Origin of the sequence: Streptomyces sp. NPDC005931 (genome assembly GCF_042871235.1) — a bacterium.
Lineage (GTDB): Bacteria > Actinomycetota > Actinomycetes > Streptomycetales > Streptomycetaceae > Streptomyces.
In genome coordinates this window covers 120,469-143,766 of record NZ_JBIAIG010000013.1, presented here as the reverse complement: position 1 = coordinate 143,766, position 23,298 = coordinate 120,469, and the positions used below count along the sequence as shown (strand labels likewise).

The 23,298-nt window shown below is 73.4% G+C and carries 23 protein-coding genes; 11 read left to right on the top strand and 12 right to left on the bottom strand.

Features of this window, described 5'->3' with window-relative positions:
• Nucleotides 1-29: 29 nt before the first annotated feature.
• Both ACFYOV_RS26645 and ACFYOV_RS26640 read left to right on the top strand, forming a co-directional pair.
• Nucleotides 30-614, top strand: coding sequence for a PRC-barrel domain-containing protein (locus ACFYOV_RS26645; RefSeq protein ID WP_389091539.1), 585 nt, complete (start codon nucleotides 30-32; stop codon nucleotides 612-614).
• Nucleotides 614-1,102 carry a PRC-barrel domain-containing protein gene (locus tag ACFYOV_RS26640; protein ID WP_389091699.1) on the top strand — a complete coding sequence of 163 codons (489 nt, stop codon included), beginning with the start codon at nucleotides 614-616 and terminating at the stop codon, nucleotides 1,100-1,102. The genes ACFYOV_RS26645 and ACFYOV_RS26640 overlap by 1 nt, the downstream gene beginning before the upstream one ends.
• On the opposite strand, the gene ACFYOV_RS26635 is transcribed toward ACFYOV_RS26640, so the two are convergent.
• A complete protein-coding gene (locus ACFYOV_RS26635; RefSeq protein WP_389091537.1) occupies nucleotides 1,099-2,331 on the bottom strand; it encodes a DUF6777 domain-containing protein in 1,233 nt (410 codons plus the stop codon). The genes ACFYOV_RS26640 and ACFYOV_RS26635 overlap by 4 nt on opposite strands.
• A 185-nt stretch (nucleotides 2,332-2,516) precedes the next feature.
• On the opposite strand from ACFYOV_RS26635, the gene ACFYOV_RS26630 reads away from it, so the two are divergent.
• The gene (locus ACFYOV_RS26630) at nucleotides 2,517-3,782 is read left to right on the top strand and encodes a streptophobe family protein (protein ID WP_389091534.1); all 1,266 of its coding nucleotides are present in this window, start codon (nucleotides 2,517-2,519) and stop codon (nucleotides 3,780-3,782) included.
• Nucleotides 3,783-3,828: 46 nt separating this feature from the next.
• Here ACFYOV_RS26630 and ACFYOV_RS26625 read toward each other — a convergent pair whose 3' ends face one another.
• From ACFYOV_RS26625 to ACFYOV_RS26610, 4 genes are all read right to left on the bottom strand, one after another.
• Nucleotides 3,829-4,827 carry a serine/threonine-protein kinase gene (locus ACFYOV_RS26625; protein ID WP_389091532.1) on the bottom strand — a complete coding sequence of 333 codons (999 nt, stop codon included), beginning with the start codon at nucleotides 4,825-4,827 and terminating at the stop codon, nucleotides 3,829-3,831.
• A complete protein-coding gene (locus ACFYOV_RS26620; RefSeq protein WP_389091529.1) occupies nucleotides 4,824-5,405 on the bottom strand; it encodes a hypothetical protein in 582 nt (193 codons plus the stop codon). Before ACFYOV_RS26620 ends, ACFYOV_RS26625 begins: the two co-directional genes overlap by 4 nt.
• Before the next feature lie 8 nt (nucleotides 5,406-5,413).
• Nucleotides 5,414-7,744, bottom strand: a complete 2,331-nt coding sequence (locus tag ACFYOV_RS26615; RefSeq protein ID WP_389091527.1) for an FHA domain-containing protein — start codon at nucleotides 7,742-7,744, stop codon at nucleotides 5,414-5,416.
• A gap of 67 nt (nucleotides 7,745-7,811) precedes the next feature.
• On the bottom strand, nucleotides 7,812-8,222 hold the full coding sequence (locus ACFYOV_RS26610; protein ID WP_389091525.1) for a hypothetical protein: 411 nt from the start codon (nucleotides 8,220-8,222) through the stop codon (nucleotides 7,812-7,814).
• 295 nt (nucleotides 8,223-8,517) lie between these two features.
• Here ACFYOV_RS26610 and ACFYOV_RS26605 point away from each other — a divergent pair, with 295 nt between their 5' ends.
• Nucleotides 8,518-8,805, top strand: a complete 288-nt coding sequence (locus ACFYOV_RS26605; protein WP_389091523.1) for a DUF1905 domain-containing protein — start codon at nucleotides 8,518-8,520, stop codon at nucleotides 8,803-8,805.
• A 50-nt stretch (nucleotides 8,806-8,855) separates the two neighbouring features.
• On the opposite strand, the gene mgrA is transcribed toward ACFYOV_RS26605, so the two are convergent.
• Nucleotides 8,856-9,848 (bottom strand): L-glyceraldehyde 3-phosphate reductase, encoded by a 993-nt coding sequence (mgrA, locus tag ACFYOV_RS26600; protein ID WP_389091521.1) that lies wholly within the window; start codon nucleotides 9,846-9,848, stop codon nucleotides 8,856-8,858.
• 133 nt (nucleotides 9,849-9,981) lie between these two features.
• Between mgrA and ACFYOV_RS26595 the strand changes: the two genes are divergently transcribed.
• A complete protein-coding gene (locus ACFYOV_RS26595; protein ID WP_389091520.1) occupies nucleotides 9,982-10,866 on the top strand; it encodes a LysR family transcriptional regulator in 885 nt (294 codons plus the stop codon).
• 25 nt (nucleotides 10,867-10,891) lie between these two features.
• Nucleotides 10,892-11,407: a DUF664 domain-containing protein gene (locus ACFYOV_RS26590; RefSeq protein ID WP_389091517.1), complete on the top strand. Its 516-nt coding sequence runs from the start codon at nucleotides 10,892-10,894 to the stop codon at nucleotides 11,405-11,407.
• Here ACFYOV_RS26590 and ACFYOV_RS26585 read toward each other — a convergent pair.
• Entirely contained in the window at nucleotides 11,389-12,468 is a 1,080-nt protein-coding gene (locus ACFYOV_RS26585) for an adenosine deaminase (RefSeq protein WP_389091515.1), read from the bottom strand. The two genes, ACFYOV_RS26590 and ACFYOV_RS26585, sit on opposite strands and share 19 nt — an antisense overlap.
• 163 nt (nucleotides 12,469-12,631) lie before the next feature.
• Entirely contained in the window at nucleotides 12,632-13,024 is a 393-nt protein-coding gene (locus ACFYOV_RS26580) for a VOC family protein (protein WP_389091512.1), read from the bottom strand.
• Between the two features lie 267 nt (nucleotides 13,025-13,291).
• On the opposite strand from ACFYOV_RS26580, the gene sph reads away from it, so the two are divergent.
• Nucleotides 13,292-14,281 (top strand): sphingomyelin phosphodiesterase, encoded by a 990-nt coding sequence (gene sph / locus ACFYOV_RS26575; protein ID WP_389091509.1) that lies wholly within the window; start codon nucleotides 13,292-13,294, stop codon nucleotides 14,279-14,281.
• A gap of 54 nt (nucleotides 14,282-14,335) precedes the next feature.
• Here the strand turns inward: sph and ACFYOV_RS26570 are convergent, their stop codons facing one another.
• The 3 genes from ACFYOV_RS26570 to ACFYOV_RS26560 form a co-directional block, all read right to left on the bottom strand.
• The gene (locus tag ACFYOV_RS26570) at nucleotides 14,336-15,712 is read right to left on the bottom strand and encodes a phospholipase (protein ID WP_389091507.1); all 1,377 of its coding nucleotides are present in this window, start codon (nucleotides 15,710-15,712) and stop codon (nucleotides 14,336-14,338) included.
• A gap of 110 nt (nucleotides 15,713-15,822) precedes the next feature.
• Nucleotides 15,823-16,713 (bottom strand): glycoside hydrolase family 19 protein, encoded by an 891-nt coding sequence (locus tag ACFYOV_RS26565; protein ID WP_389091504.1) that lies wholly within the window; start codon nucleotides 16,711-16,713, stop codon nucleotides 15,823-15,825.
• Between the two features lie 224 nt (nucleotides 16,714-16,937).
• Complete coding sequence (locus tag ACFYOV_RS26560) at nucleotides 16,938-17,117, bottom strand: hypothetical protein (RefSeq protein ID WP_389091502.1); 180 nt, start codon at nucleotides 17,115-17,117, stop codon at nucleotides 16,938-16,940.
• Between the two features lie 997 nt (nucleotides 17,118-18,114).
• Between ACFYOV_RS26560 and ACFYOV_RS26555 the strand changes: the two genes are divergently transcribed.
• Entirely contained in the window at nucleotides 18,115-18,555 is a 441-nt protein-coding gene (locus tag ACFYOV_RS26555; RefSeq protein WP_389091500.1) for an SPW repeat protein, read from the top strand.
• A 131-nt stretch (nucleotides 18,556-18,686) separates the two neighbouring features.
• Entirely contained in the window at nucleotides 18,687-18,950 is a 264-nt protein-coding gene (locus ACFYOV_RS26550) for a GlsB/YeaQ/YmgE family stress response membrane protein (RefSeq protein WP_389091498.1), read from the top strand.
• 702 nt (nucleotides 18,951-19,652) lie between these two features.
• Here ACFYOV_RS26550 and ACFYOV_RS26545 read toward each other — a convergent pair.
• Entirely contained in the window at nucleotides 19,653-20,432 is a 780-nt protein-coding gene (locus tag ACFYOV_RS26545; protein WP_389091495.1) for a GNAT family N-acetyltransferase, read from the bottom strand.
• 179 nt (nucleotides 20,433-20,611) lie between these two features.
• Between ACFYOV_RS26545 and ACFYOV_RS26540 the strand changes: the two genes are divergently transcribed.
• Both ACFYOV_RS26540 and ACFYOV_RS26535 read left to right on the top strand, forming a co-directional pair.
• Complete coding sequence (locus ACFYOV_RS26540; protein WP_389091494.1) at nucleotides 20,612-21,022, top strand: nucleoside deaminase; 411 nt, start codon at nucleotides 20,612-20,614, stop codon at nucleotides 21,020-21,022.
• Nucleotides 21,023-21,459: 437 nt separating this feature from the next.
• Complete coding sequence (locus ACFYOV_RS26535) at nucleotides 21,460-23,058, top strand: alpha/beta hydrolase (protein WP_389091493.1); 1,599 nt, start codon at nucleotides 21,460-21,462, stop codon at nucleotides 23,056-23,058.
• The last annotated feature ends 240 nt before the right edge of the window (nucleotides 23,059-23,298 follow it).

Genomic DNA, 23,298 nt, shown 5'->3' with positions numbered 1-23,298 from the left:
CGGTTTCCGCCGGTCGGAGGGGTGTTGCCATGAACGAGCTGATGGCGGTGCGGAGCATGATCACGCTGCCCGTGGTCACGCTGGGCGGTGACGCCGTCGCCCATGTGAAGGACACCGTCTTCGACGCCACCGGCACCCGCATCGAGAGCTTCACCCTCACGGGCCCCGCCCTGCTCTCGGGTCCGCTGCGCCGGGGGCTGCCCTGGCCCGCGGTGCACTGTCTGGGCCATCACGCGGTCATGGTCCGCGACGAGCGGGCGCTGGTCGATCTGCCCCTGTCCGTGGCCCGCCGCGACGCCCTGCGGGGGCGGATGCTGGGGGCGCAGGTCGTGACCGACACGGGCGACCCGGTCGGCACGGTGCTCGACGTCCTGGTCGAGGGCGGCACCAGCGGGCGGGTGGCCGCGTTCCGGCTCGCCGCGGACCGGGAGTTCGTCCGCGGCTCCCGGCACCGGCGGCACCGGGTCTACGTGCCCCGGGGCGAGGCGCTCGCCGTCTCCGGCCGCACGCTGACCATCCCCTCGCACGCCACCGCCTACGTCACCGACGACCTGCCCGCCTTCGTGTCGCGCGTCGGCGCGCTGCACGACCGCAGGAGGGGCGCGCTGCCGTGATGCCGCTGCTGTTCTCCCGGGTGCGGGGGCTGCCGGTGGTGACCCACGACGGTGCCCGGCGGCTCGGCGTGGTGAAGTCCCTGGCCGTCGACGCCGCCCGCGGCGCGGTCAGCCACGTCCGGGTCCGGGGCGGCGGGCCGGGGTGGCGGCGGGACGTCGTGCTCCCCTGGGACGCGCTGGACGCTGTCGGCCCGGACCTTCTGGTCGCGCGTTCGACGGGCGCGGCGGCCGGGGCGGCGGGTCACGATCTGGTGGGCAGCAGGGTCCTCACCGAGTGCGGTGAGGAGCGCGGGACCGTGCTGGACGCGGCGTTCGATCCGGTCAGCGGCCGGCTCGAGGCGGTGCTCACGACGTTCGGCGAGCTTCCGGCCGGGCGGCTGCTGGGGCTCGGCGACCACGCCTTGGTGATCGGGGTCCGCCGCGGCCCTCCGCCGCATGAGGACTCCGGGCCGCGCACGACAGGAGAGGCTCCGGGCCCCGCGTCCTAGGAGGACTCCGGTGGGCCGAGGGTGTCGGCCGACTCCGTCGTGGTGTCCGTGCCGGTGTCGGTGCCGGAGTCCGGCGGGGGGTCGGAGGCCGGCGGCTCACTGCTGGGCGGCTCGCTGCTCGGGGACTCGTTCCTGGGCGACTGTCCGGTCTCCGGATCGGAGTGGGGCGAGGACGGGGCCGTCGAGGTGGAGGGGCACGGCGACGTAGAGGCGTCGGTGGGCGTGGGCGCGCACGGCGACAGGGACTCGGAGGGCGACGTGGTCGTGACGCCCGCCGACGGTGTCTTCTTCTCCGGCGGCCGCGTCGTGCGGTCCTTCTCCCCCGTGTCACCCCGGTCCCGCTCGAACCAGCCGCCCTTGTCGGGATCGTGCACGACGAACTCCTCGACCGGCCGCGGCGCCGGGTCGACCACGACGACGTTCGCGGGGCTGAAGCCCGGCCAGGGCTTGCCGGTGAGCCGGAGTTCGGGCTGTTCGACCGGATCGGTGAGCGGGTTGCCGCAGGCGCAGCGCACGCGGGGCACTCCGCGGTCGTCGACGAGGACGGCCGTGCCCGCCTGCAGGACGGCCTGGTACGGGACGGCGGCACCGTCCCGGTACCCGTGATTGGTGACGCGGGTGTCCATGCGCAGCTGAAGGGGTGTCAGGGAGCGCAGGTGGGAGGGGACCTCGGACGCCTCCACGTCGGCCACCGACGCGAACGCCTGGTTCTTGGCGGGATCCTTTCCCAGGAAGTCGATCTGTTTCTCCACGTCGCAGCTGGCGCGGTCGCGGGTGCCGCCGTAGAGGCCCGGCGCCGCGCCGTTCACGCCGCGCAGCGCGTTCGCCGTGGGCGACTCGGAGGCCGCCCCGGTGGCCGGGGAGGGGGTGACCGCCGGAGCGGAGCTGTCCTTCGCCGTGGATTCGGTGAACGGGTCGGGGCCGGTCGCGTTCGCGGCCTGGAGGAAGACCTCGCCGCCGCCCGCCTGGGCACCGCCGCCGCCCCGTGTGAACACCACGGCGAGGATCACGGTGGCCGCCACGGCCACGGCGACCATCGCGAGACCGGAGAGGGACCTCCACCACGGACGGCGCCCCGGCTCCTGCGGCCCGCCGTCACCGCCTCCCGGCCGGGACGGCGGTCCCCCCGGGGGCTGCGAGGGCGGCCCGGTCGGAGGCCGAGTGGGGCCCGAGAGCGGCCCGGCGGGTGGTCCTGTGGGGCGGCCGGAGGACGGCGGTTGGACGCTCACGAGCCCTTCTTCCCGCGCGGATGGTCCACGGCAGTCACCCATCGCGCCGATGGCGGCCGACATGCACCGCTTGTGCGCTAGTTCCCGTTACCTCATTGTGTGCGCCGGTCCCGTGCCGTCCGCAAGCCGACGCGGACGGACCTCCCGGCGGGCGGGCTCCGCCGGCCCTGCCTAGCGTGGGAAACGTGAGCTCACGCACCTCCTCCGGCCAGGCCGTCGCCCGTCACGGCTGGGCGCAGGCGCTCGGCACGGTGCTCTGCGCACTGCTCGCCATGGGCGTGCCGGCCGCGCTCGGGCTGTGGGCGGCCGGCGCCGCGGACCTGCCGGACGGCGCCTTCCCCAAGGTGCTCGCGGCGACGGTGGTGACGGCCGTGGGCGGCACCGTGGAGCTCTCCGGGGACGCGGGTGAACTGGCCGGCACGGAGGGCGGACTGACCGTCATGCCGCTGACCGTGACCCTGACCGGTGCGCTCGTCCTCGGCTGGGGCTTCCTGCGCCCGCTGCGGCACCGTGCCGTCGCCGGGGCCCCGGAGCTGGCGGGATGGGCCGCGAGGATCGCCGCCGTGTGGGTGCCGGTGCTGGTCGGCCTGGCGCTCGCGGCCCGGCACACCTTCGAGATCTCCCTCGGCGAGGGGCCGCTGGGCGACCTCGGTGACCTGTTCGGCATCACGCCGGAGGTCGGCTTCTCCACCGATGTGCCGCTCACCGTTCTCGTCGGCCTGGTGTGGCTGGCAGGCGTGCTGGTGGTGGCCCTGCTCGTGTCGCGGGGTGCCCCGCTGCCCGCCCGGCTGCTGCGTTTCCATGCGTCGGTGCGTCCGGCGGCGTACGCGATGCTCCTGCTGCTGCTCTCCTGCGTCGCGGTCGGTCTCCTCGTCGCGCTGGTGGTCGCCGCCACGCGCGGGCATGCGGCTGAGACGTTCGCCGTGATCCTGCTCGGCCTGCCGAACGTCATGTGGCTGGCGCTGACCATCGGACTGGGCGCCACCTGGGACGGCAGGGTGGACGGCCCGTTCGGGCTGCCCATGCCGCATGTGCTCGACGAGGTGCTGCGCACTCCGGAGGTCTCCGCGCTGAACCTCGCCACCCTCGCCGAGCGGGACGGCAGGGTGTGGTGGCTGCCGGTGGCCGCCGCGATGCTGCTGCTCGCCGCCGCGTTCGTGATGGCGGCCCTGTCCCCGGCCCGCATCCGTGCCTGGCAGCACGCCGTGCACATGGCGGTGGCCCTCGCGCTGACCGTGGCGGCGGTCTGCCTGCTCGGCCGCGTCTCCGCCCGCGTCGGCCTGTCCGTCCTCGGCATCGGCGACCTCGGCGGGGGCCTGGGCGGACTGGTGCTGCTCGAACCCCGCCTCTGGAGCGCACTGGGGCCGGCCCTGCTGTGGGGACTGGTCATGGGCTTCGCGGGCGCGCTGCCGGCCCGGGGGATCCGACGCCGGGGGGAGACGGACGGCTGACGCCCGGCGGCCTCCGACGGGCCGGCGGTGCGCCGCCCCTGCGGGCCTACGCCGGCGGCCCGAACGCCGGCCGGGCCCAGCGCGGCGGCGGCCTCGGGGGCTCCTCCCCCGGCGGGGGCACGCGCAGGTCCACGCGGGTGGGGGTGTGCTGCGGGCTGCCCCCGGGCCCGCCGGTCATCGCGGTGCGCAGGGCCGCGACGAAGTCCAGACAGGACGCGTAGCGGTCGTCGGGGCTCTTGGCAAGGGCCTTGGCGAGGACGGCGTCGGTCTGCGGGGGGAGCTCGGGGCGGGCGGCGGTCAGCGGTGGCGGGTCGTCGTACTGGTGGGCCCACAGCAGGGCCATGTCGTCGTCCCGACGGAAGGGCGGGTGACCGGCGAGCGTCTCGTAGACGACGCAGGCGAAGCCGTAGACGTCGCAGCGGGCGTCGACGGGGCGACCGGAGATCTGCTCGGGGGCCACGTAGTCGAGGGTGCCGACGAACTGGCCGACCGTGGTGAAGCCGGTGAGCGACAGCGACTTCTTGGTGAGGCCGAAATCGGTGAGGTAGACGTGCTCGGGGTGGTCGCTGTCGGTGCCGCGGGAGACCAGGACGTTGCCGGGTTTCACGTCCCGGTGGACCAGGCCGTGATCGTGGGCGGCGTCGAGCGCGGAGGCCACCTGGGCGGCGATGCGCACGGCGGTGGGCGGCGGCAGCGGGCCCTCCCGGTCCAGGAGGTGGCGCAGGTCGCTGCCGGCGACGTAGCGCATGGCGATGTAGAGGATGCCGTCCGTCTCGCCGGCCTCGAAGACGGGCACGATGTGCGGGTGGTCGATCGCGGCCGCGGTACGGGATTCGTGGGTGAAGCGGCGGCGGAAGGTGTCGTTGCGGGCGAGTTCCGGGGCGAGCAGCTTCAGGGCGACGGTGCGGTCCAGGCGCAGGTCCCGGGCGCGGTAGACGACGGCCATGCCGCCGCGGCCGATCTCCTGCTCGATGCGGTAGCCCGCGACCTGCCGGCCGACCAGCTCCGAGGGCCGGCCTGCGAACAGGCTCGTGTCCCGGGTCATCCGGCGTCCCCGCCGGAGGCGGTGAACCGGGTCGCGCCGCCGGTCACCACGCGTGTGGGGGCGTGATCGGCCGCCGGGGCGGCGCGAGGGCCCTCGTCGGCGGCGTAGGTGTGCAGCCGGGTGCCGTCGGTGTACACCCAGCGCCCGTGGTCGGCGTCGTAGAGCCACAGGGCCTCGCCGTCGACGACGAGGCCGACGCGCAGGCCGCGGGTGCGCGCCCGGAAGGCCTCCCCGTCGAGGCCGCCGCGGGCGAGGTCGTCCACGGCGGCGCGGTAGCGTGCCAGTGCCTCCTCGGTGCGGTGCAGGAGGGGGCGCGGGTCCGCGGTGCGGGCCATCGGGGCGTCCGGGGCGGGCGGATCCGCGGGCACGGCGACCAGGAGGCGGCCGTCGACCCAGGCCGTCCAGCCGTTGGAGCACACCACCCGGCCCCAGTCGCCGAGTCGCTCGGCGAGCAGCACGGGAAGCAGCGGATCGAGGTCGGCCGTGGGCCGGCCGGGGTCGGGTTCCTCCCAGGCGGGCATGCCGTCCGGCGGTACGACGTGGGTGGGGCGGAAGCCCGCGGCCGGGGTGGTCGTCATGGTCTCGTCTACTTCCGCATCACGGCCGGTTCCTGCCGGCGCAGCAGCCGGGAGACCAGGAACCCGAACAGCAGCGACAGCGCGACCAGCATGGTCACGTTCAGCAGCCACACTCCGGTCAGGTGCCGCATGATCGGGTCCCGGGCCAGTTCGTCGGGCACGATCCGGGACAGCGCGATGGTGCCGGCCATCGCGCCGAGCGCCCAGCGCGACGGCACCAGCCAGGAGAGCTGCTCGAGGCCGGGGACACCGTCGAGCTTGAGCAGGGCGCCGCAGAAGACGACCTGGACGATGGCGAGCAGCACCAGCAGCGGCATCGTCACCTCCTCCTTGCGCACCAGCGCGGAGACGAGCAGGCCGAGCATCATCGCGGTGAAGGCGAGCAGCGCCACGGCGATCGTGATCTCCACCAGGGGCGGCAGCAGCACGCCCTCGCCGTCCGGCGCGTTGAGGTCGACACCGAGCAGCGCCACCAGGGTGAGCACCACGGCCTGGAGCACGGTGATCGTGCCCAGCACGACGATCTTCGACATCAGGTACGCCGATCTGGACAGGCCGACGGCCCGTTCCCGCCGGTAGATCACCCGTTCCTTGACCAGTTCGCGCACGGCGTTGGCGGCGCCGGTGAGCACCGCGCCGACACACAGGATGAGCAGTGCGTTCATCGCGCTGGACCGGGTGAGGGTGCCGCCGGCCAGGGCGCGGGCCATGGCCCCCATGACGAACGGCAGGGCGATCATGATGATGAGGAAGGTGCGGTCGGCGCCCAGTGCGGCGGCGTACCGGCGTATCAGGGTGCCGAGCTGGGCGGTCCGGCTGCGCGGGCGGGGCGGCGGGGTGATGACGACGGGGCCGGAGCGCGGCAGGCGGGGCTGGGCGGTGGCGTCGGCGACGTACCGCCCGTGGAACGGCGAGGCGCGGTAGTCCCCCGCCCAGTCGCGGTCCCGGTCGTGTTCGAACGCCTCGAAGGCCTCGGGCCACTGGGTGAACCCGAAGTAGGCGAGGGCCTCCTCGGGCGGCCCGTAGTAGGCGATCCGGCCGCCCGGGGCAAGGACCAGCAGGCGGTCGCACACCTCCAGGCTGAGCACGCTGTGGGTCACGACGATGACGGTCCGGCCGTCGTCGGCGAGGGTGCGCAGCATGAGCATCACCGAGCGGTCCATGCCGGGGTCGAGGCCGGAGGTCGGCTCGTCGAGGAACAGCAGGGACGGTTTGGTGAGCAGTTCCAGCGCGACGCTGACCCGCTTGCGCTGGCCGCCGGAGAGGCTGTCCACGCGCTGGCCCGCCCGCTGCTCCAGGCCGAGTTCGCGGATGACCTCGTCGACCCGGGCCCGGCGCTCGGCCTTGGCGGTGTCCTGCGGGAAGCGGAGTTCGGCGGCGTAGGACAGGGCGGCGCGGACGGTGAGCTGCGCGTGCAGGATGTCGTCCTGGGGGACGAGGCCGATGCGCTGGCGCAGCTCGGCGTAGTCGCGGTAGAGGTCGCGGCCGTCGTAGAGGACCGTGCCGTGGTCGGCGGGGCGCTGCCCGGTGAGGGCGTTGAGGAGCGTGGACTTGCCGGCGCCGCTCGGACCGACCACCGCGAGCAGGCACTTCTCCCCCACCGGGAAGGACACTCCGTCGAGCAGTGTCCTGCGGCCGCGGTCGACGGCGACGGTGAGGTCCTGCACGTCCAGGGAGACCTCGCCCGTGTCGACGTACTCCTGCAGTTGGTCGCCGACCAGGCTGAACGCGGAGTGGCCGATGCCGACGACGTCGCCGGGGGCGACCGGGGCACTGGTGACGGGGCGGCCGTTGAGATAGGTGCCGTTGTGGCTGCCGAGGTCGACGATCTCGTACGTCCCGTCGGGCAGCGCCCGCAGTTCGGCGTGCCGGCGGGAGACCACCAGGTCGTCGATGACCAGGTCGTTGTCGGCGGCACGGCCGATGCGGACGGTGCGGGTGGGCAGCGGCCGTACGGTGGTGGGCTGTCGGTAGGTACCGGTCAGGGCGGGGTCGGCCACGGCGGACAGGCGCTGCGGGGCGGGCGGGGCCCGGTCCAGCAGGACGGCGCGCGGGCCGTCCTGCGGGTGGCCGAAGCGGATGACGCTGCCGGGTCCGATGTTCCATGCGCGGACGCGGTGGCCGTCCGCGTAGGTGCCGTTGGTGCTGTGCTCGTCCTCGACGGTCCAGTGGCCGTCGACGGGATGGAGCACCGCGTGGTGCCAGGAGACCCGGGCGTCGTCGATGACGATGTCGCTCAACGGGTCGCGTCCCACGTGGTAGTCGCGGACCGGAAGCATCAGCGTGGAGCCCGTCTCGGTCTCCAGGACGAGCTCCGGCGCGACCGGCCGCTCCGCCATGTCTGGATTCTACCGATTGCCCCATTCGAGTGCCTGGTGTCACGGAGGGTGACGCGGGTGGCGCCGCTCAGGCGACCGGGACGCCGAGCACCGGGGCGGCACGCTGCATGCGCAGGGCGTCCACGGACTCCGCGAGCAGTTCGTACTCGGTGGTGTCGTCGCCGGTGGCGACGCGCACCAGCCGTCCGGCGGCCAGCGCCTCGGCCACCTGCTCCTGCCGGCCGGGATCCGCGCACCAGGCGCGCAGCACGGCCGGGACGTCGGGCACGCCGTCGGGGACGGGGACGAGCGCGCCCTGCGGTAAGTGCTCGGCCTCGGGCCGGGGGTCGAGCCGCTCGGCGATCCAGGAGGCACGGTCGCGCAGCCACCACAGGGCGAGGGCGAGGGTGGGCGCCCGGTAGGTGCCCAGGGGTACGCCGATGCGCCGACCGTCGCAGACCCCGTACGCCGTGACGTGGCACAGGAATTCGTCGTGCACGTTCCCCTCCCCCGTTGCGGTCCCGTGGGGCCGGACCGGCCTGGATCCGCGCGGCTCGCGTGCTGTCCGTGAGGGTGCTGTCGCGTGGTGTGAAGCGCTCCCGCTGTCGAGTATGTTCACCGCTGAAACACTGTCACCATGTGTTTCCGGCCAGTCTCCTGGCATATTCACGGCGGGGTTTGGCCGAAAGCCGGTCGGGGGGCCCGGACCTGCGGGTCGGCGTGCGGGCGATGAGTTCCCGGTGGCCCATGCGTCTGAAGGACGAGGGCCGGCACCGTCGAGAGCGGAGGACGTCATGACCCGTACGGGAGAACTGGACGAGGAATTCACCGCCGTACTGCGCAGGAGCCCCGCCGTCGGCGGCTGGACGTACCTCGTGTGGCCGGGGTCCGTCGAGTACTTCGGGACGCGGGGGCTGGTCAAGGTGCGCGGGACGATCGACGGGCACCCGTTCCGCAGCTCCTTCATGGCTCTGGGGGACGGCACCCACATGCTGCCCGTGAAGGCGGAGATCCGCCGGGCGATCGGCAAGGAGGAGGGCGACACCGTCACCGTCCGGCTGCTGGAACGGCTGGGGCGGTGAGGCGTCCGCCCCACGGGAAGGGGCGGGCGGACGCTCCGGTGCGGGTCGGCCTAGCCCTGGACGACCGCGTCGATGCGGGCCAGCTCCTCCCGGTCGAAGCCCAGGTTGCGGGTGGCCGCGACGCTGTCCTCCAGCTGCCGCGGGCTGCTCGCGCCGACCAGCGCGGAGGTCACGCGCCCGTCGCGCAGCACCCAGGCCAGCGCCATCTGCGCCAGGCTCTGCCCGCGGGACCGGGCGATGTCGTGGAGGGTGCGGAGCCGGCCCACCAGGTCCTCGGTGAGGGCGTCGGTGTTCAGGAAGGGGCTGTCGCTCGCCGCCCGGGAGTCCTCGGGGATGCCGTCGAGGTAGCGGGCGGTGAGCAGGCCCTGCTCCAGCGGGGAGTAGGCGATGGAGCCGACCCGGAGCTCGTCGAGGGCATCCAGCAGCCCCTCGGTCTCCGGGCGGCGGTCGAGCATCGAGTAGCGCGGCTGGTGGATCAGCAGTGGGGTGCCCAGCTCGCCGAGGATGCGGGCCGCCTCGCGGGTCTGCTCCGCGGAGTAGTTCGAGACGCCCACGTACAGCGCCTTGCCCTGCTGCACCGCCGAGTGCAGGGCACCCATCGTCTCCTCCAGCGGAGTCCCGGGGTCGTAGCGGTGCGAGTAGAAGATGTCGACGTGGTCCAGGCCCATCCGCTTCAGGCTCTGGTCGAGCGAGGACAGCAGGTACTTGCGCGAGCCCCACTCGCCGTACGGGCCGGGCCACATCAGATAGCCGGCCTTGGTGGAGATCACCAGCTCGTCGCGGTACGGCGCGAAGTCGGCCCTCAGCGCCTCGCCGAGGGCCGACTCGGCGGCACCGGGCGGCGGACCGTAGTTGTTGGCGAGGTCGAAGTGGGTGACGCCCAGGTCGAAGGCGCGGCGCAGGATGGCGCGCTGGGTCTCGGCCGGGCGGTCGGGACCGAAGTTGTGCCACAGACCGAGCGAGAGCGCGGGGAGTTTCAGGCCGCTGCGTCCGGTGCGCCGGTAGGGCAGGTCCGCATAGCGGTCGGGGTGTGCGGTGTACAACGCGACTCCAGAGGGGGTTGGGCACACGGTGGCCGGCTCGGGTGGTGCCGAACCGCCGTCCACTCTGTCGCGACCTGCGGACAGTGGTCCAACAGGAGAATCCGATGGGATTCAGCGGATACGCTTCTCAATCATGGAACTGCGCCACCTTCAGCACTTCGTCGCCGTCGCCGAGGACCAGCACTTCACCCGGGCGGCGGAACGGCTGATGGTCTCCCAGTCGGGGCTGTCGGCCTCGATCCGCGCACTGGAGCGCGAGCTCCAGTCACCGCTGTTCGTCCGCACCACCCGCCGGGTGACGCTGACGGAGGCAGGGCGGGCCCTGCTCGCGGAGGCGGAGCGGATCCTGGCACAGGTGCGGGCGGCGCACGAGGCGGTCGCCGCGGTCCAGGGGGTGCTGCGCGGCACGCTCGCGCTCGGCACCGAGCAGTGCATCGCCGGGGTGCACGTGGCGCGGCTGCTGGCCGCATTCCGGCGCCGGCATCCGGACGTGGAGATCAGACTGCGGCAGTGGGGCTCGGGGACGCTCGCGGAGGAGGTCGCCGCCGGCCGGTTGGACCTGGCCTTCGCCTACCGGACGCAGGACGACACCGAGCACCTGCGCTCGGTCCCGCTGGCCGGCGAGCCGCCGACCGTGCTGTGCCATCCCGACCACCGGCTCGCCCGGGCGGGGGCGCCGCTGACCCCGCAGGACCTGGGCGAGGAGGTCTTCGTGGACTTCCACCCTGACTGGGGGCCGCGCCGCGCCACGGACGCCGCCTTCGCCGCCGCGGGCGTGCGGCGCACGGTGGCGCTGGAGGTGAACGACGTGCACAGCCTGCTCGACCTGGTGGACCAGAACCTCGGCATCGCGGTCGTACCGCGCCACTTCCGGCACAAGCGGGAGGCCCTGACCGCCCTGCCCCTGAAGGACGCCGGCGACGCGGTGTACGAGACCGTCACCCTGGTTCCGCCGCCGCAGGCGACCAGCCCAGCAGCCCGGGCGCTGATGGCGCTCCTGGAGACGGGGGGCGGGTGAGGGCGGCATGCGCGAGGCTGGACCCATGCATGCCAAGGACATCCTCATCGAGGGCTACGGGCGCATCCGGGAAGAGGTCCACGCGGCCGTCGAGGGCCTCGGCCCCGACGAGCTGAACGCCCGGCCGGGCCCCGACGCCAACTCCGTCGCCTGGCTGGTCTGGCACCTCACCCGGGTGCAGGACGACCACGTCGCCGACGCCTTCGGCCTCGACCAGGTATGGCTCGCCCAGGGCTGGGACAAGCGCTTCGCCCTCGGCCTGCCGCGCCGCGACACCGGCTACGGCCACACCTCGGCCAAGGTCGCCAAGGTGCGGGTGGACAGCGGTGACCTGCTGACCGGGTACTACGACGCCGTGCACGAGCAGACCCTGGGCGTGCTGCGCCCACTGGCCACCAAGGACCTGGAGCGCGTCGTGGACGAACGCTGGGACCCCCCGGTGAGCCTGGGGGTCCGGCTGGTCAGCGTCCTGTCCGACGATCTCCAGCACGCCGGACAGGCCGCCTATGTGCGGGGGTTGCTTCAGAGCGCGGAGGCGTAGCCCGGCAGGACGACGTCGCGCAGGAGGGCGTTGCGCTCGTCGAACGGCAGGAAGGCGCTCTTCACCGCGTTGACCGTGACCGTGCGCAGGTCCTCGACGGTCCATCCGGCCTGCTCCACCAGCAGGGACATCTCGCGGGTCATCGTGGTGCCGGACACCAGCCGATTGTCGGTGTTGAGGGTGACCCGGAAGCCGAGGTCCTTCAACGCGGTGATCGGGTGCTCGGCGATGGAGGTCGCGGCGCCGGTCTGGAGGTTGGAGGTGGGGCACATCTCCAGCGCGATCCGGCGGTCGCGCACCCAGCCGGCGAGGCGGCCGAGCTTGCCGGAGGCCAGGTCGGGGATGTCGTCGGTGATCCGCACCCCGTGCCCGATGCGCTGCGCGCCGCACACCTGGAGCGCCTGGTGGATGCTGGGCAGGCCGTGGGCCTCGCCGGCGTGGATGGTGAAGGGCACGCTCTCGCGGCGCAGGTACTCGAAGGCGTCCAGGTGGTCGGCGGCCGGGAAGCCGTCCTCGGCGCCCGCGATGTCGAAGCCGACGACACCGGCGTCCCGGAACGCCACGACCAGGTCGGCGATCTCCCGGGTCCGGTCGAACATCCGCATCCCGCACAGCAGCGTGCCGACCCGTACCGGGGTGCCCGCCGCGGCCGCCCTGGCCATGCCGGCCGCGAGCCCCTCCTGCACGGTCTCGACGACCTCGGGCAGGGTCAGCCCACCCCGGGTCATCAGCTCGGGGGCGTAGCGGACCTCGCCGTAGACCACGCCGTCGGCGGCGAGGTCGAGCACGTACTCCTCGGCGGTGCGCAGCAGGCCCTCGCGGTTCTGCATCACCGCGAGGGTGTGCTCGAAGGTGGCTATGTAGCGCACCAGATCACCGGAGTTCGCGGCCTCGAAGTACCAGCCGGCCAGCTCGCCGGGGTCGGTGGTCGGCAGGGTGTGGCCGACCGTGGCCGCCAGTTCCACCACGGTGGCGGGACGCAGACCGCCGTCGAGGTGGTCGTGCAGCACGGCCTTGGGCAGGCGGCGGAGGGTGTCGGTGTCGATGCGGGGCGTGGTCATGGGCGGTGCGTTCCTCGGCGGTTCCGTGTCGGTCGTTCTGTGTCGGTGTTCTGTGTCGGTCGTTCGGGGGGGCGGGCCGGTGCCGACAGGGCGGCGCGGTGCCGACAGGGCGCGGTGCCGCTGGGGGCGCCCGTCGGCGGCTCGCGGTCGGTGTGCTGCGGTGTCAGTCGGCGGACTGGAGCAGGTCCCAGCGGTTGCCGTACAGGTCCCGGAACACGGCGACCGAGCCGTAGGGCTCGTGGCGCGGCTCCTCCAGGAAGGTCACGCCCGCGGCCGTCATGCGGGCGTGGTCGCGGGCGAAGTCGTCGGTGTGCAGGAAGAAGCCCACGCGCCCGCCGGTCTGGTCGCCGACCCGGGCCCGCTGCTGCTCTCCCCGGGCACGGGCGAGCAGCAGCGCGGCGCCGGTGTGCCCGGCGTCCGGTTCGACGACGACCCAGCGGGAGCCGTCGGGCCGCGGGGTGTCCTCGGCGAGCCGGAATCCGAGGGCACCGGTGTAGAAGCGGATCGCCTCGTCGTAGTCGTCGACGACGAGGGTGACCAGGGCGACGCGTCTCATCGTGTCCTTTCCGGACGGGGGGATTGACCGGAGAGGTTATACGTAAAACTCTCCGAAGCGCCAGTCCTGACGGGGCCGGCGTCCCCCACGCCGCCCATCCGCCCCGCGACCGTCCGCCGCCGACCGCCGCACGGCGGCCGGTGGCGGCGGATTTCCGGTCATGTACCCCAGCCGGACAACCTTTTCCCGTACGGGAGTTACCTGAGGGTAATTTTGGGTGGTTCGATGTGCGGCACCCCTCTCACCCCTCACGCACAGGGAGATCCAGTGACGCACTCCGTACCGCGCCGCACCCGGGGCGCGGCCGCCGTGGCGCTCGCCCTCGCCGCCACCGGTGGGCTCGGCACGGCCCCCGCGGCGAACGCCGCCGAGGGGGCGCCGCGGCCGCTCGACGTGCTGACGTACAACGCCTTCCTCATGAGCAGGTCCCTGTACCCGAACTGGGGCCAGGACCATCGCGCCGCGGAGATCGCCGAGGCCCCGTTCTTCCGCGGCCACGACGTCGTGGTGCTGCAGGAGGCGTTCGACAACTCCTCCTCGGAGGCACTGCTGAGGTCGGCCGCCGCCGAGTATCCGCACCGGACCCCGGTGATGGGCCGCGGACGGGAGGGCTGGGACGTGACCGGCGGGGCCTACTCGGCGACGACACCGGAGGACGGCGGCGTGGTGGTGCTCAGCAAGTGGCCGATCCTGCGCAAGGAGCAGTACGTCTTCCGTGACGCCTGTGGGGCCGACTGGTGGTCGAACAAGGGCTTCGTCCATGTGGTGCTGGACGTCGACGGCAGCAGGGTCCACGTGGTGGGCACACACGTCCAGTCCACGGACCCGGGGTGCGATCCGGGCGAGGCGGCCGCCGTGCGCAGCCGCCAGTTCCGGGCGATCGACACGTTCCTGGACGCCAAGCGCATCCCGGCGGGTGAGCAGGTCCTGGTCGCCGGTGACCTGAACGTGGACTCGCGCGGCTCCGAGTACGCCTCGATGCTCGCCGACGCCGGACTGGCCGACGCCGGGGCGCGGACCGGGCACCCGTACTCCTTCGACACGCAGGAGAACTCACTCGCGCGTGACCGCTACCCGGACGACCCGCGCGAGGACCTGGATCACGTGCTGCACCGAGCGGGCCACGCCCGGCCGGCGGTGTGGCGGAACGACGTCGTGAAGGAGAGCAGCCCGCCCTGGACGGTGTCGAGCTGGGGGACCGAGTACACGTACACCAACCTGTCGGACCACTATCCGGTGACCGGCCAGGCCGGCTGACGTACCGTCACGCCGGGGGCGGGAAGGCGGGCCGCGCGCCCGCCCCGGCGTACCCTACGGATATGTGTAGGTGTTGAGCGCGGCGACCGCGGAGGCCGGATCACCGAGGTCGTAGCGGTCCACGGCGAGGTAGTTGGGCTTCTTGCGGGCCGCGGGCCCGCAGAACCGGGTGGCCCGGTCGGCGAGTTTGCCGTTGTCCGTGGCGACCGTGGAGGCGACCGCGGCGTCCCGGAAGTGGTTCATGACGAACAGCGGGCGGAAACCCGGCTCGGTCCGGGTCAGGGGGATGTTGGTGCCGGCGTCGTACCAACGGCTGTAGCAGGACCAGTCGGAGGTGCCGACACCGGGCCCCATGGACCAGTGGTTCTCCACGGTCCACTCCCGCTGGTACATCACGCCGAAGCTGTCCCGGGTCAGCCCCGCGGCCTCGTCGGCGGCCCGGCCGCGGTCGGTGAACAGCAGCAGCCGGTGGCCGGCGGCGGTCAGGTCGGCCAGGGCCGGCCAGCCGTTCTCACGGACGCCGGTGCGGTCGGGCCGGTAGAGCACGTCGGACAGGCCTTTCACCCGGGCCAGTTCGGCCCTCAGGACGCCCGGGTCGACGTAGTCCTCGAGGAAGACGGTCACGAACTGGTCGGGGTGTGCCTTCAGGAAGTCGACGATCCGCTGGAGGTCCACCCACAGGGCGACCGGCCTGCTGACCAGGGTGCAGCTGTTGTGGCAGAGGATCGCGCCGTCCCGGGTCCGGTGGATGTCCAGCATGAAACCGCGTACACCGTCCGCCAGTTGGCGTTCGATGCCCCGGTTCTGGTTGGGGAAGAGGTTGACGAAGGGCGGGGCGAAGCCGCCGTCCACCCCGTTGGCGTAGGCGTTGTGCGCGGTCAGGAAGGTGATCTGGTCCAGGGTCCGCCGGTCCGGCGGCGGCATGGGGGCGGTGACGGGGACGACCGGGGTGAGGTACCAGGTGGCGAGCTCTCCGGTGCCGGAGCCGACGTCGAGCCGTGCGGGGTGGTTGGCGCCGGGGGGCTTGGGAGCGACCGTGAGGTGCCGCCCGGTGCCGGGGGCTGTGAGGGTGTGGCGATCGGTGCCGACGGGCGTGATGTGCCAGGCGGCGTCGCCGCTCGCGCAGCTGACGGCCGCTGCCCGGGCACCCTCGCGGCCGAGGCAGACGCCCGGGCGCTCGGCGCTCTCCAGAAGGTGGGAGCCGCCGGAGGCCCGCAGGTTCCACCGCTGGTGGTCCTCGTCGCCGCGCGGCCGGTGCTGCTCGATCGCTCCGGCGCTGTCGGCGGCGTTCAGCCCCGTGGCGGCGCTCTGGACGTAGTAGGCGCCGGGCGATGGCACCGCGTCGGCGCCGGTGGCCGGGGGTGCCACGACCGCCGCGGCCAGTGCGGCGGCCGTGGCGGTCGTGGCGAGCAGGGCGTGGGGGGTGCGCATGGTGGTTGCCCTTCGTCCGAAGGACGGCCGGGCGCACGCGGGGCGCGCCACGGCCGGCGACCGGATGGTCAGGTGCATGACACCACGACCTCGCGCCCGGCGGTACGCCCTCAGCAGTACAGGTTGCCGCCCGGCGTGGTGCCGAGGATCCGGGTGAACCGCTGGTAGGCGTCGACCCGGCTCTGCACCTGCGCCGGGTTCCTGCCGTCGCACTCCAGCGAGCCGTTGATGCTGCGGATCGTCTGACCGAAACCGGCCTGGTTGACCATGGCGTTGTGCGGCGTCATGGTGCCGGGTCCGGTCTGGGTGTTCCAGTACCACAGCGCCGTCTTCCAGGCCACGGCGGAGTCGTTCTGCACCAGCCAGGGGTTGTTGAGCAGGTCGATGCCCAGCGCGTCGCCCGCGGCCTTGTAGTTGAAGTTCCAGCTGAGCTGGATCGGTCCGCGCCCGTAGTAGGCGGCCTGACCGGCCGGGCAGCCGTAGGGCCGGCTCCAGTCGCAGTAGTGCGGGTAGTTGGCGGTGTTCTGCTCCACCACGTGCACCAGGCCACCGGTCTCGTGGTTGACGTTGGCCAGGAAGGCGGCGGCCTCCTGCTTCTTCACCGTGTCACTGCCGGTGTTGGCGAAGCCGGGGTAGGCGCTCAGCGCGGCCGTGAGCCCGCGGTAGGTGTAGAAGGGATTCCGGTTCGGGAACATCTGGTTGAACTGCGCCTCGGTCACCACGAACGTCCCGACGGGCGTGCCGGGGCCGTTGTCGCAGGCGTACGGCTCCCAGTACCAGGTGCTGACGACCGGGTCGTAGCCCGGGTTGGCGTGCTCGGCGATGTACGCCCTGCCGTCGGTGTAGCGGACGATGTCACCGGCGTTGTACGACTTCCCGGCCACCCAGTTCGGGTAGCTGGAGCACGCGGCGGCGGAGGCGGTCGCGGCGGGGAGCAGCACGGGTGCGCTGCCGGCGAGGACGATGGCGGTCATCACGGCGGAGACGCGGCGTCTCGACAAGGGATCAACTCCTCTGCGGGACACGGCCGCTGCCGGACGAGGGCATGCCGGAACGGACCTCGCCGCGCGCACCGGCGAGGCCCGTCACGGCAGGGGCGGCCGTGGTGGGGGGCGTGGATCCCACTCAACCGCTTTGGTCTGTACCAGTCAAGGGTGTAGACCAGTCACCCTGGTCCGGCCACCGGCCGGGTCCGTAGGGGAGTGCGGGCGTTCGCTCGGGGCGGTCAGTCGTCCTCACCGGACGGGACCACCACGAGGAACGCGTCCGAGTTCATGTCCATGACCACCGTGGCGGGCTCACCCTCGGCCCGACGCCGGGCCGCGTACTCTTCCGCCGGCCACGATCCGCGCGGGGATCCCGCGGGGAACCGCTCCAGCACCTTCGCTCCCGCAACGGCAGCCATGAGGACAGACACCTCCGTCGATCCAGGTCTCGGGTTTCCTTTCGGTAGATTCCGCCTGCCCCGGATCCCACCGGACATGTCCGGCCCTCGATGCCCGCGTGGACCGCGCCCGGCAGCCCGAGGCGCGCGGTCGGTTGTGATCGACGAGCGCGGTCGGTTGCGATCGACGAGCGGTCCGGGATGAGGTGCTGAACGGGACAAGGTGCCCCCGGAGTCAGGCGCCGGGGGATCGCGCGCTTCGGGGCGACGGAAGCCGATCGGGGATCGGGGCGGGCCGGCAGTCCTGCCCGCCTGGCCGGGATCGCACCGACGTCGCACCTCTGGAGCGGACGTTCGCGCCGTGGGCCCTCTCGCCGACGCCAAGCGGGTGACCGGCCCGGGACAACGACCGGAGCGTGCCGTCGCCGGAGCTGGTGATCTCCGGCTTCACCCGGCCGGCACCGGGGAAACTCGCCGGGCTGATGACGGCACCCACCTTCGCCTCCGGGGGGCGACCGACGACATCTCCTCGTGGTTCGAGAACCCGCTCAGGGCCGTGGGGCCGGAGAACCCCCGGTGGATCCGGGCGCACGGACCGGCCGCGCCGCCAGCGATCACTCCACCAGCCTGCGATTCGGCCCTGGCAGCGACGCCGTCCGCTGTGGGTGGTCGACCCGTACGGCCTGCCGGGGCCTGTTTCGTTCGCATCAGGACGCAGGGAGGCGACGGCGCCTTGTCATCACCATGAGCCGGGTCCGGTACGCGCGGCGCACGGCGGAGGAGGGCGCCGACGCGGAGCGTCGGCAACCGACGACAGCACCGGGGAGGCGGGGGTCGGCCCCCGCGCCCGCGGCGTGATCCACACGACGGCTCCAGGCGTGTTGTCCGGACACGACCCGTGCGGCACTCGCCCTCCGACCTCTACACATAAAGGCTGTATAAGCGCAAAATAGGCTTACGCGGCGCTTACCGCATACCGCCCAGAAGCGGTCAGGCCTGCTAGCCGAAGGAGACGCCCATGGCCAACGTCTCGCACCCGCGCGGTGACATCACCAGCCACCCCGATGCCTCCGAGATGCGGGCACGGTACGACCGTGTGCTCGGCGGCCGTGATGTGGCCCTCGTGGACGGACCGGTCTTCCTGCTCGGTCTCTACTGCGCGGTGTCCCCCTGGATACTCCACTACACGACGAGCCAGCCCTCGCTCGTGCCCCACAACCTGATCGTGGGCATAGCGATCGGCCTGCTCGCCCTCGGGTTCACCGCGGCCCCCGCGCGCATGTACGGCCTCAGCTGGGCCATGTGCGCCCTGGGCGTGTGGATGATCGTGTCGCCGTGGATCGTCGGCGACAGCCCGGACGCCGGCGTCATCTGGAACAACATCGTCATCGGTGCCCTCGCCCTGCTCCTGGGCCTGGTGTGTGCCGGTACGGCAGCCAAGAGCGCGCCGAGGCCGTAGGCCCGGCCCGAGAAGGGAGCCGAGGACCGGTCCGCGCCCGCCGCGGACCGGCCCGTCCGCCTCCGGGGCCGGGACTTCCGCGGTCGGCGGAGGCAGACGCTGGGAGCGGAGGTCATGAGGGAAGGGGCGCCATGGAGATCGACGGCATCATCAGTGCCATCGTCATCGGCATTGTCATCGGCATCCTGGGACGTCTGGTGGTCCCGGGGCGCCAGCGTATCGGGATTCTGTGGACGATCCTCGTCGGCATCGCCGCCGCACTGATCGGCTCGGCCATCGCCGGGGCGCTCGGAGTGGCCGACACCAAGGGCGTCGACTGGGTCGAGTGGCTGATTCAGATCGCGCTCGCCGCGGTGGGAGTGGGAGCTCTGGACCGGGCGAAGGCACGGGGCTGACGGCGTCCCCGGCAGCACGCGGCGTCCGGGCGACGGGTCCGGTGGGAGGCACCGACGCGGTGCGGCCACCGGGCCCGCGTGCGTCCGGGACCTCGGTATGCGGATCGGCTCGTAGGCGGACCGGCGTGCGTCCGGATCCGCGTGCTCCGGGCCTCGATGCCACCGCCTCGTGGTCCGTCCGTGCACCTCGGGGCTGGTGCTCCGCACGACGGGCAGGCCGCCCCCGGTCGAGGGGGGTGCGGGGTCCGGACCGGTTCCCCCGGGCCGCCTCACCGTGGCCACCAGCGGGAACGCCGACGTCGCGGTGCACGCGCACGACGTGGGCGCCGGTTTCCGGCGCCACTCTCATCGGTGCCGCGGGGACCGCGGAACAGGCCGAAGGCGCACGCGACGCCTTCCGGGTCCCATACGGTCGACGATGAGGCGCTCCTCGGTGTGGGTGCGCCGGCCCCACGGCCCGGCCCGGCGCCGCTGCTGTGCCCGGACGCCGTCAGGGCCGGGTGACATGCCGGCCGAGGGCTTCGTCCGCGCCGGTGACGAGATGCTCCGGCTCGTCGGATCGTCGTCAGGACCGTACGACGGGAACCGCGGAACGTGACACCGCAGCCGGAACAGCCTCGGCCACAGGCGGGCGAGCCGCTGGTCGTACCGGGGCTCGGTGGCGTCCGGCTCCACGCGGCGGGACCACCCCGGCGCCCGTCGTCACGGCACGTACAGGTACGGCGTCGTGGTGCCGAGCGCGGTGAAGCCGAGGCGTTCCAGGACGGGACGGCTCTGGGCGGAGGCGTCGACCCGGAGGTACCGGCAGCCGTGCGCGGCGGCGACCCGGGCACGGTGGGCCACCAGCGCGCGGTAGACGCCACGGCCGCGCCAGGCCGGGACGGTCCCGCCGCCCCACAGCCCGGCGAACGGGGTGCCGGGCACGATCTCCAGCCGGGCCGCGCTCACCGGCTCCTTTCCGGCCAGGGCGAGAACGGCGACGACGCTGCCGGGGGCGGCCGTGAGCCGGGCCAGCAGGTGCCGGCGCAGCCGTGAGGCGTCGGTGCCGAACGCCTGCTCGTGCACGTCGGCCACCAGCCCGGCGCCCGCGCGGTCGGTGACGGGGACGAGGCGCACACCGTCCGGCGGCGTGGTGTCCAGGACAGCCGGTCCCGCGGCGTCACCGATCATCAGCGTCTCCTCCGGCCCGGGACCGAACCCCGCCGCGAGGAGCCGCTGTCCCAGGTCGGCCGGCCGGTCGTGTCCGTACAACGTCCACTCGAACTCGCGGCCGAGACCGGTGAAGTACGCGATCTGCTCACGGATCGCCGCGTCCGCATGCGTGTCGTCCAGGGCGGACCACAGGACCCCGTTCCAGCCGTGATCGGGTGCGGTCTGGCGCACCACGGCGCCGGCCCGTTCGACCCGGGCACCGGGGCCGTCGGGACGGGCCCGCTCGCGCAGGTCGCGATCGAAGAGGGTGAACAGCGCGGCGTGATCCATACGGCTCAGCCCACCATGCGCCGGCCGGCACGGACAACCGAATTGGAAGGCGCCGCCGCGACGTCGTCGCGACCGCGGTGGTGCCGCCATAGGGTGGCACTTCGATCAGCTCGATGCCCTCGATCGGCTCACTTGCGCAGAGCCGCTCGATCGACCCGTTGCGAGGAGGGGCGGCCCCCATGGTCGTGAAGGATGCCGAACTGCGTGTCCGGGACGGCACGGTACTCGCCGAGGACCGCAACCGGGTGGCCTCCGGGGACCGCACCCGGCACCCGGAGTTCGAGCCGGCACGCTGGGCGGCGGCACACATGACGCCCGGGGAGCGGGCCGCGGCGACGGTGTACACCTCCGGCGAGCACTGCCCGATGTGCGCGGCGGCACACGCCTGGGTGGGCCTGGGCCGCATCGTCTGCGTCGCCTCCTCCGAGCAGCTGATGACCTGGCTCGGCGAACTCGGCGTGCCCGCGCCGCCGGTGCGGACCCTGCCCGTCGGCGAGATCGCACCGGGCATCACCGTGGAGGGACCGGTCCCCCAACTGACCTACGCTGTGAGGGAGTTGTACCGGCGGTGCCACGGCGCAGGCGGCTGACGTTCCACCGGCGGGTCGCGCCGGTGGCGGAATCCGGTCCGGCGGCACGGGCGCTCCCGGGCCGATGACCGGGACACGGCACCGCCACGGCCGTCGCGCCCGACGTCACGGCGGGTGAGGCGCTCACCTCGTTCCGGGTCATCGGCTCATGACGTCCCTGCCTCCCGGCATCGTCGCGGGCACTCGCCGAGCCGGCGGCACCGCGGGTGCATGAGCCGCGTCATGGCTGCATCGGCAGGTCACCTCCCTTCATCTCGTGGGGGTGTGCCTCCGCCCGGTACCCGCCGGCAGGAACCCCCGGACGCGTCCGTGCCGAACGCGGGTGGGGACGGTCGCCGAGGGGGCCGGTCGGCCGACAGGCGGGGCCGCCGGGGCGCGCATATCGTGAGCGAGGGCGCCGATTCCCGGTCCGCTGCGGGGCGCCCCTGGAGGCATCGATGCTGGCCAAGCTGTCAACGCGCCCCTCGATCCGGCGGTGCGCGGCCACCGGGGCGGTCGGCCTGGCCCTGCTCGGCACGGTGCTGCCCGGCACCTCCGGCGGGGATCCGGACCTCGACCGGTTCTACCGCCAGAAGGTCACCTGGTCCGCCTGCGAGGGCACGGACATGCCGAAGGATCTCCAGTGCGGGAAGATCACCGTCCCGCTGGACTACGCCCACCCCGGCAAGGGCACCCTGGAACTGGCCCTGGCCCGCTACCGGGCCTCGGGCGACGCGCGGGGGTCGGTGGTGCTGAACTTCGGCGGCCCGGGCGGCTCCGGCGTCATGGGCCTCGCCAGTAGCGGCAAGGACTTCATGGACCTGACCGACGGCTACGACGTGGTCTCCTTCGACCCGCGCGGCGTCGGCCGCTCCGCCCCGGTCAGCTGCGGCGCCGAGGCCGCGAGCCGGGCCCTGGAGGCGACCGACGGCGAGGACATGTCCGACCCGCAGCAGACGCTCGGGCAGCTGCGCGAGGTGGCCGCCGAGTGCGCCGAGCACTCCGGTCCCGTACTGGCGCACATCGGTACGGTGAACGTGGCCCACGACATGGACGTGATGCGCCAGGTGCTCGGCGACAGGAAGCTCAACTACCTGGGGTTCTCCTACGGAACCCGGCTCGGCGCGGTGTACGCCGCCCGGTTCCCCGAGAAGGTCGGCCGGCTGGTGCTGGACGGGGTGGACACGCTGACCGAGCCACTGGCGGAGCAGGGGCTGGCCGCCGCGCGGGGGCAGCAGCAGGCACTGGGAAACTTCCTCACCTGGTGCACGCACGACATCGCCTGCCCCTTCGGTCAGGATCCGCGCGACGCCCGTGACCAGGTCGTGGACCTGGTCCGGTCGCTCGACGAGAACCCGGTGCCCTCCGACTTCGGTTTCGAGTTCACCGGCCAGGACCTCGCGGGCGCCCTCGGCCAGGGCCTCTACAGCAGGGAGCTGTGGCCCTCGCTCCAGCGCGCCCTCGCGCAGCTCCTCGAGGACGGCGACACGCGCGGGGTCGAGGCGTTCGCGACGGGCGGGGTGAACCTCCCGGTGTGGCGGACGGCCGGCGGCGCCCGCGTCGGCGCCGACGACGGTCTCGTCGACGAGGAGGAGGTGCCCCTGGACAACCTGCCGGCGGCGCTGATGGCGGTGAACTGCGCGGACGATCCCGACCGTCCCGCCGCCGCGCAGGTGACCCGGGATCTGGACCGGCTGCGTACCGCGTACGAGCAGGCCTCGCCGGTCTTCGGCCGTTACCGGCTGGCGCAGGTGCTCATGTGCCACGGCCGCCCCAAGGGCACCGAGTACATCCGCGAGCAGGTCAAGGACGTCGACACGCCGAAGATGCTGCTGGTGGGTACGCGCGGCGACCCCGCCACGCCGTACCGCTGGACGGTGGAGACGGCCGAGCGGCTCGGTTCCTCGGCGGTGGTGCTGGACAACCGGGGCGAGGGCCACACCGGCTACTCGTCCTCCAAGTGCGTTCACCGCAAGGTCGACGACTTCCTGCTGTACGGCTCCCTGCCCCGCAACGGCAGCTCCTGCGGCGCCGACGAGGAGGCGGCGGGAGACTGAGACGGGCCGGGGGCCGGAGGCCACATCGGGCCCCGTGACGCCCGAGGGAGCCCCGCACGCCCGCTCGACTCGGGGCCCGGCAGACGACGCGGACCACACGGCCGCGCGGCCGACGGGTGCCCGGGCGGCCGCTCACGGGCGCCTCACCCGCCCCGGCGCCCACCGACAGGCAGTGCACGCCCGCCCCGCCGTTCCGGCAGCCCACACGCACGGAGGACCGGGTGGCACCGGGGCTTGGCG

Coding starts and splice junctions, on each gene's coding strand:
- ACFYOV_RS26555 (WP_389091500.1), top strand. CDS start 18,115: ATGGCCAACGTCTCGCACCCGCGCGGTGACATCACCAGCCACCCCGAT.
- ACFYOV_RS26580 (WP_389091512.1), bottom strand. CDS start 13,024: ATGAGACGCGTCGCCCTGGTCACCCTCGTCGTCGACGACTACGACGAG.
- ACFYOV_RS26570 (WP_389091507.1), bottom strand. CDS start 15,712: ATGCGCACCCCCCACGCCCTGCTCGCCACGACCGCCACGGCCGCCGCA.
- ACFYOV_RS26590 (WP_389091517.1), top strand. CDS start 10,892: ATGCATGCCAAGGACATCCTCATCGAGGGCTACGGGCGCATCCGGGAA.
- ACFYOV_RS26605 (WP_389091523.1), top strand. CDS start 8,518: ATGACCCGTACGGGAGAACTGGACGAGGAATTCACCGCCGTACTGCGC.
- ACFYOV_RS26585 (WP_389091515.1), bottom strand. CDS start 12,468: ATGACCACGCCCCGCATCGACACCGACACCCTCCGCCGCCTGCCCAAG.
- ACFYOV_RS26640 (WP_389091699.1), top strand. CDS start 614: ATGCCGCTGCTGTTCTCCCGGGTGCGGGGGCTGCCGGTGGTGACCCAC.
- ACFYOV_RS26540 (WP_389091494.1), top strand. CDS start 20,612: ATGGTCGTGAAGGATGCCGAACTGCGTGTCCGGGACGGCACGGTACTC.
- ACFYOV_RS26560 (WP_389091502.1), bottom strand. CDS start 17,117: ATGGCTGCCGTTGCGGGAGCGAAGGTGCTGGAGCGGTTCCCCGCGGGA.
- ACFYOV_RS26545 (WP_389091495.1), bottom strand. CDS start 20,432: ATGGATCACGCCGCGCTGTTCACCCTCTTCGATCGCGACCTGCGCGAG.
- ACFYOV_RS26645 (WP_389091539.1), top strand. CDS start 30: ATGAACGAGCTGATGGCGGTGCGGAGCATGATCACGCTGCCCGTGGTC.
- ACFYOV_RS26535 (WP_389091493.1), top strand. CDS start 21,460: ATGCTGGCCAAGCTGTCAACGCGCCCCTCGATCCGGCGGTGCGCGGCC.
- ACFYOV_RS26620 (WP_389091529.1), bottom strand. CDS start 5,405: ATGACGACCACCCCGGCCGCGGGCTTCCGCCCCACCCACGTCGTACCG.
- ACFYOV_RS26615 (WP_389091527.1), bottom strand. CDS start 7,744: ATGGCGGAGCGGCCGGTCGCGCCGGAGCTCGTCCTGGAGACCGAGACG.
- ACFYOV_RS26550 (WP_389091498.1), top strand. CDS start 18,687: ATGGAGATCGACGGCATCATCAGTGCCATCGTCATCGGCATTGTCATC.
- ACFYOV_RS26595 (WP_389091520.1), top strand. CDS start 9,982: ATGGAACTGCGCCACCTTCAGCACTTCGTCGCCGTCGCCGAGGACCAG.
- ACFYOV_RS26625 (WP_389091532.1), bottom strand. CDS start 4,827: ATGACCCGGGACACGAGCCTGTTCGCAGGCCGGCCCTCGGAGCTGGTC.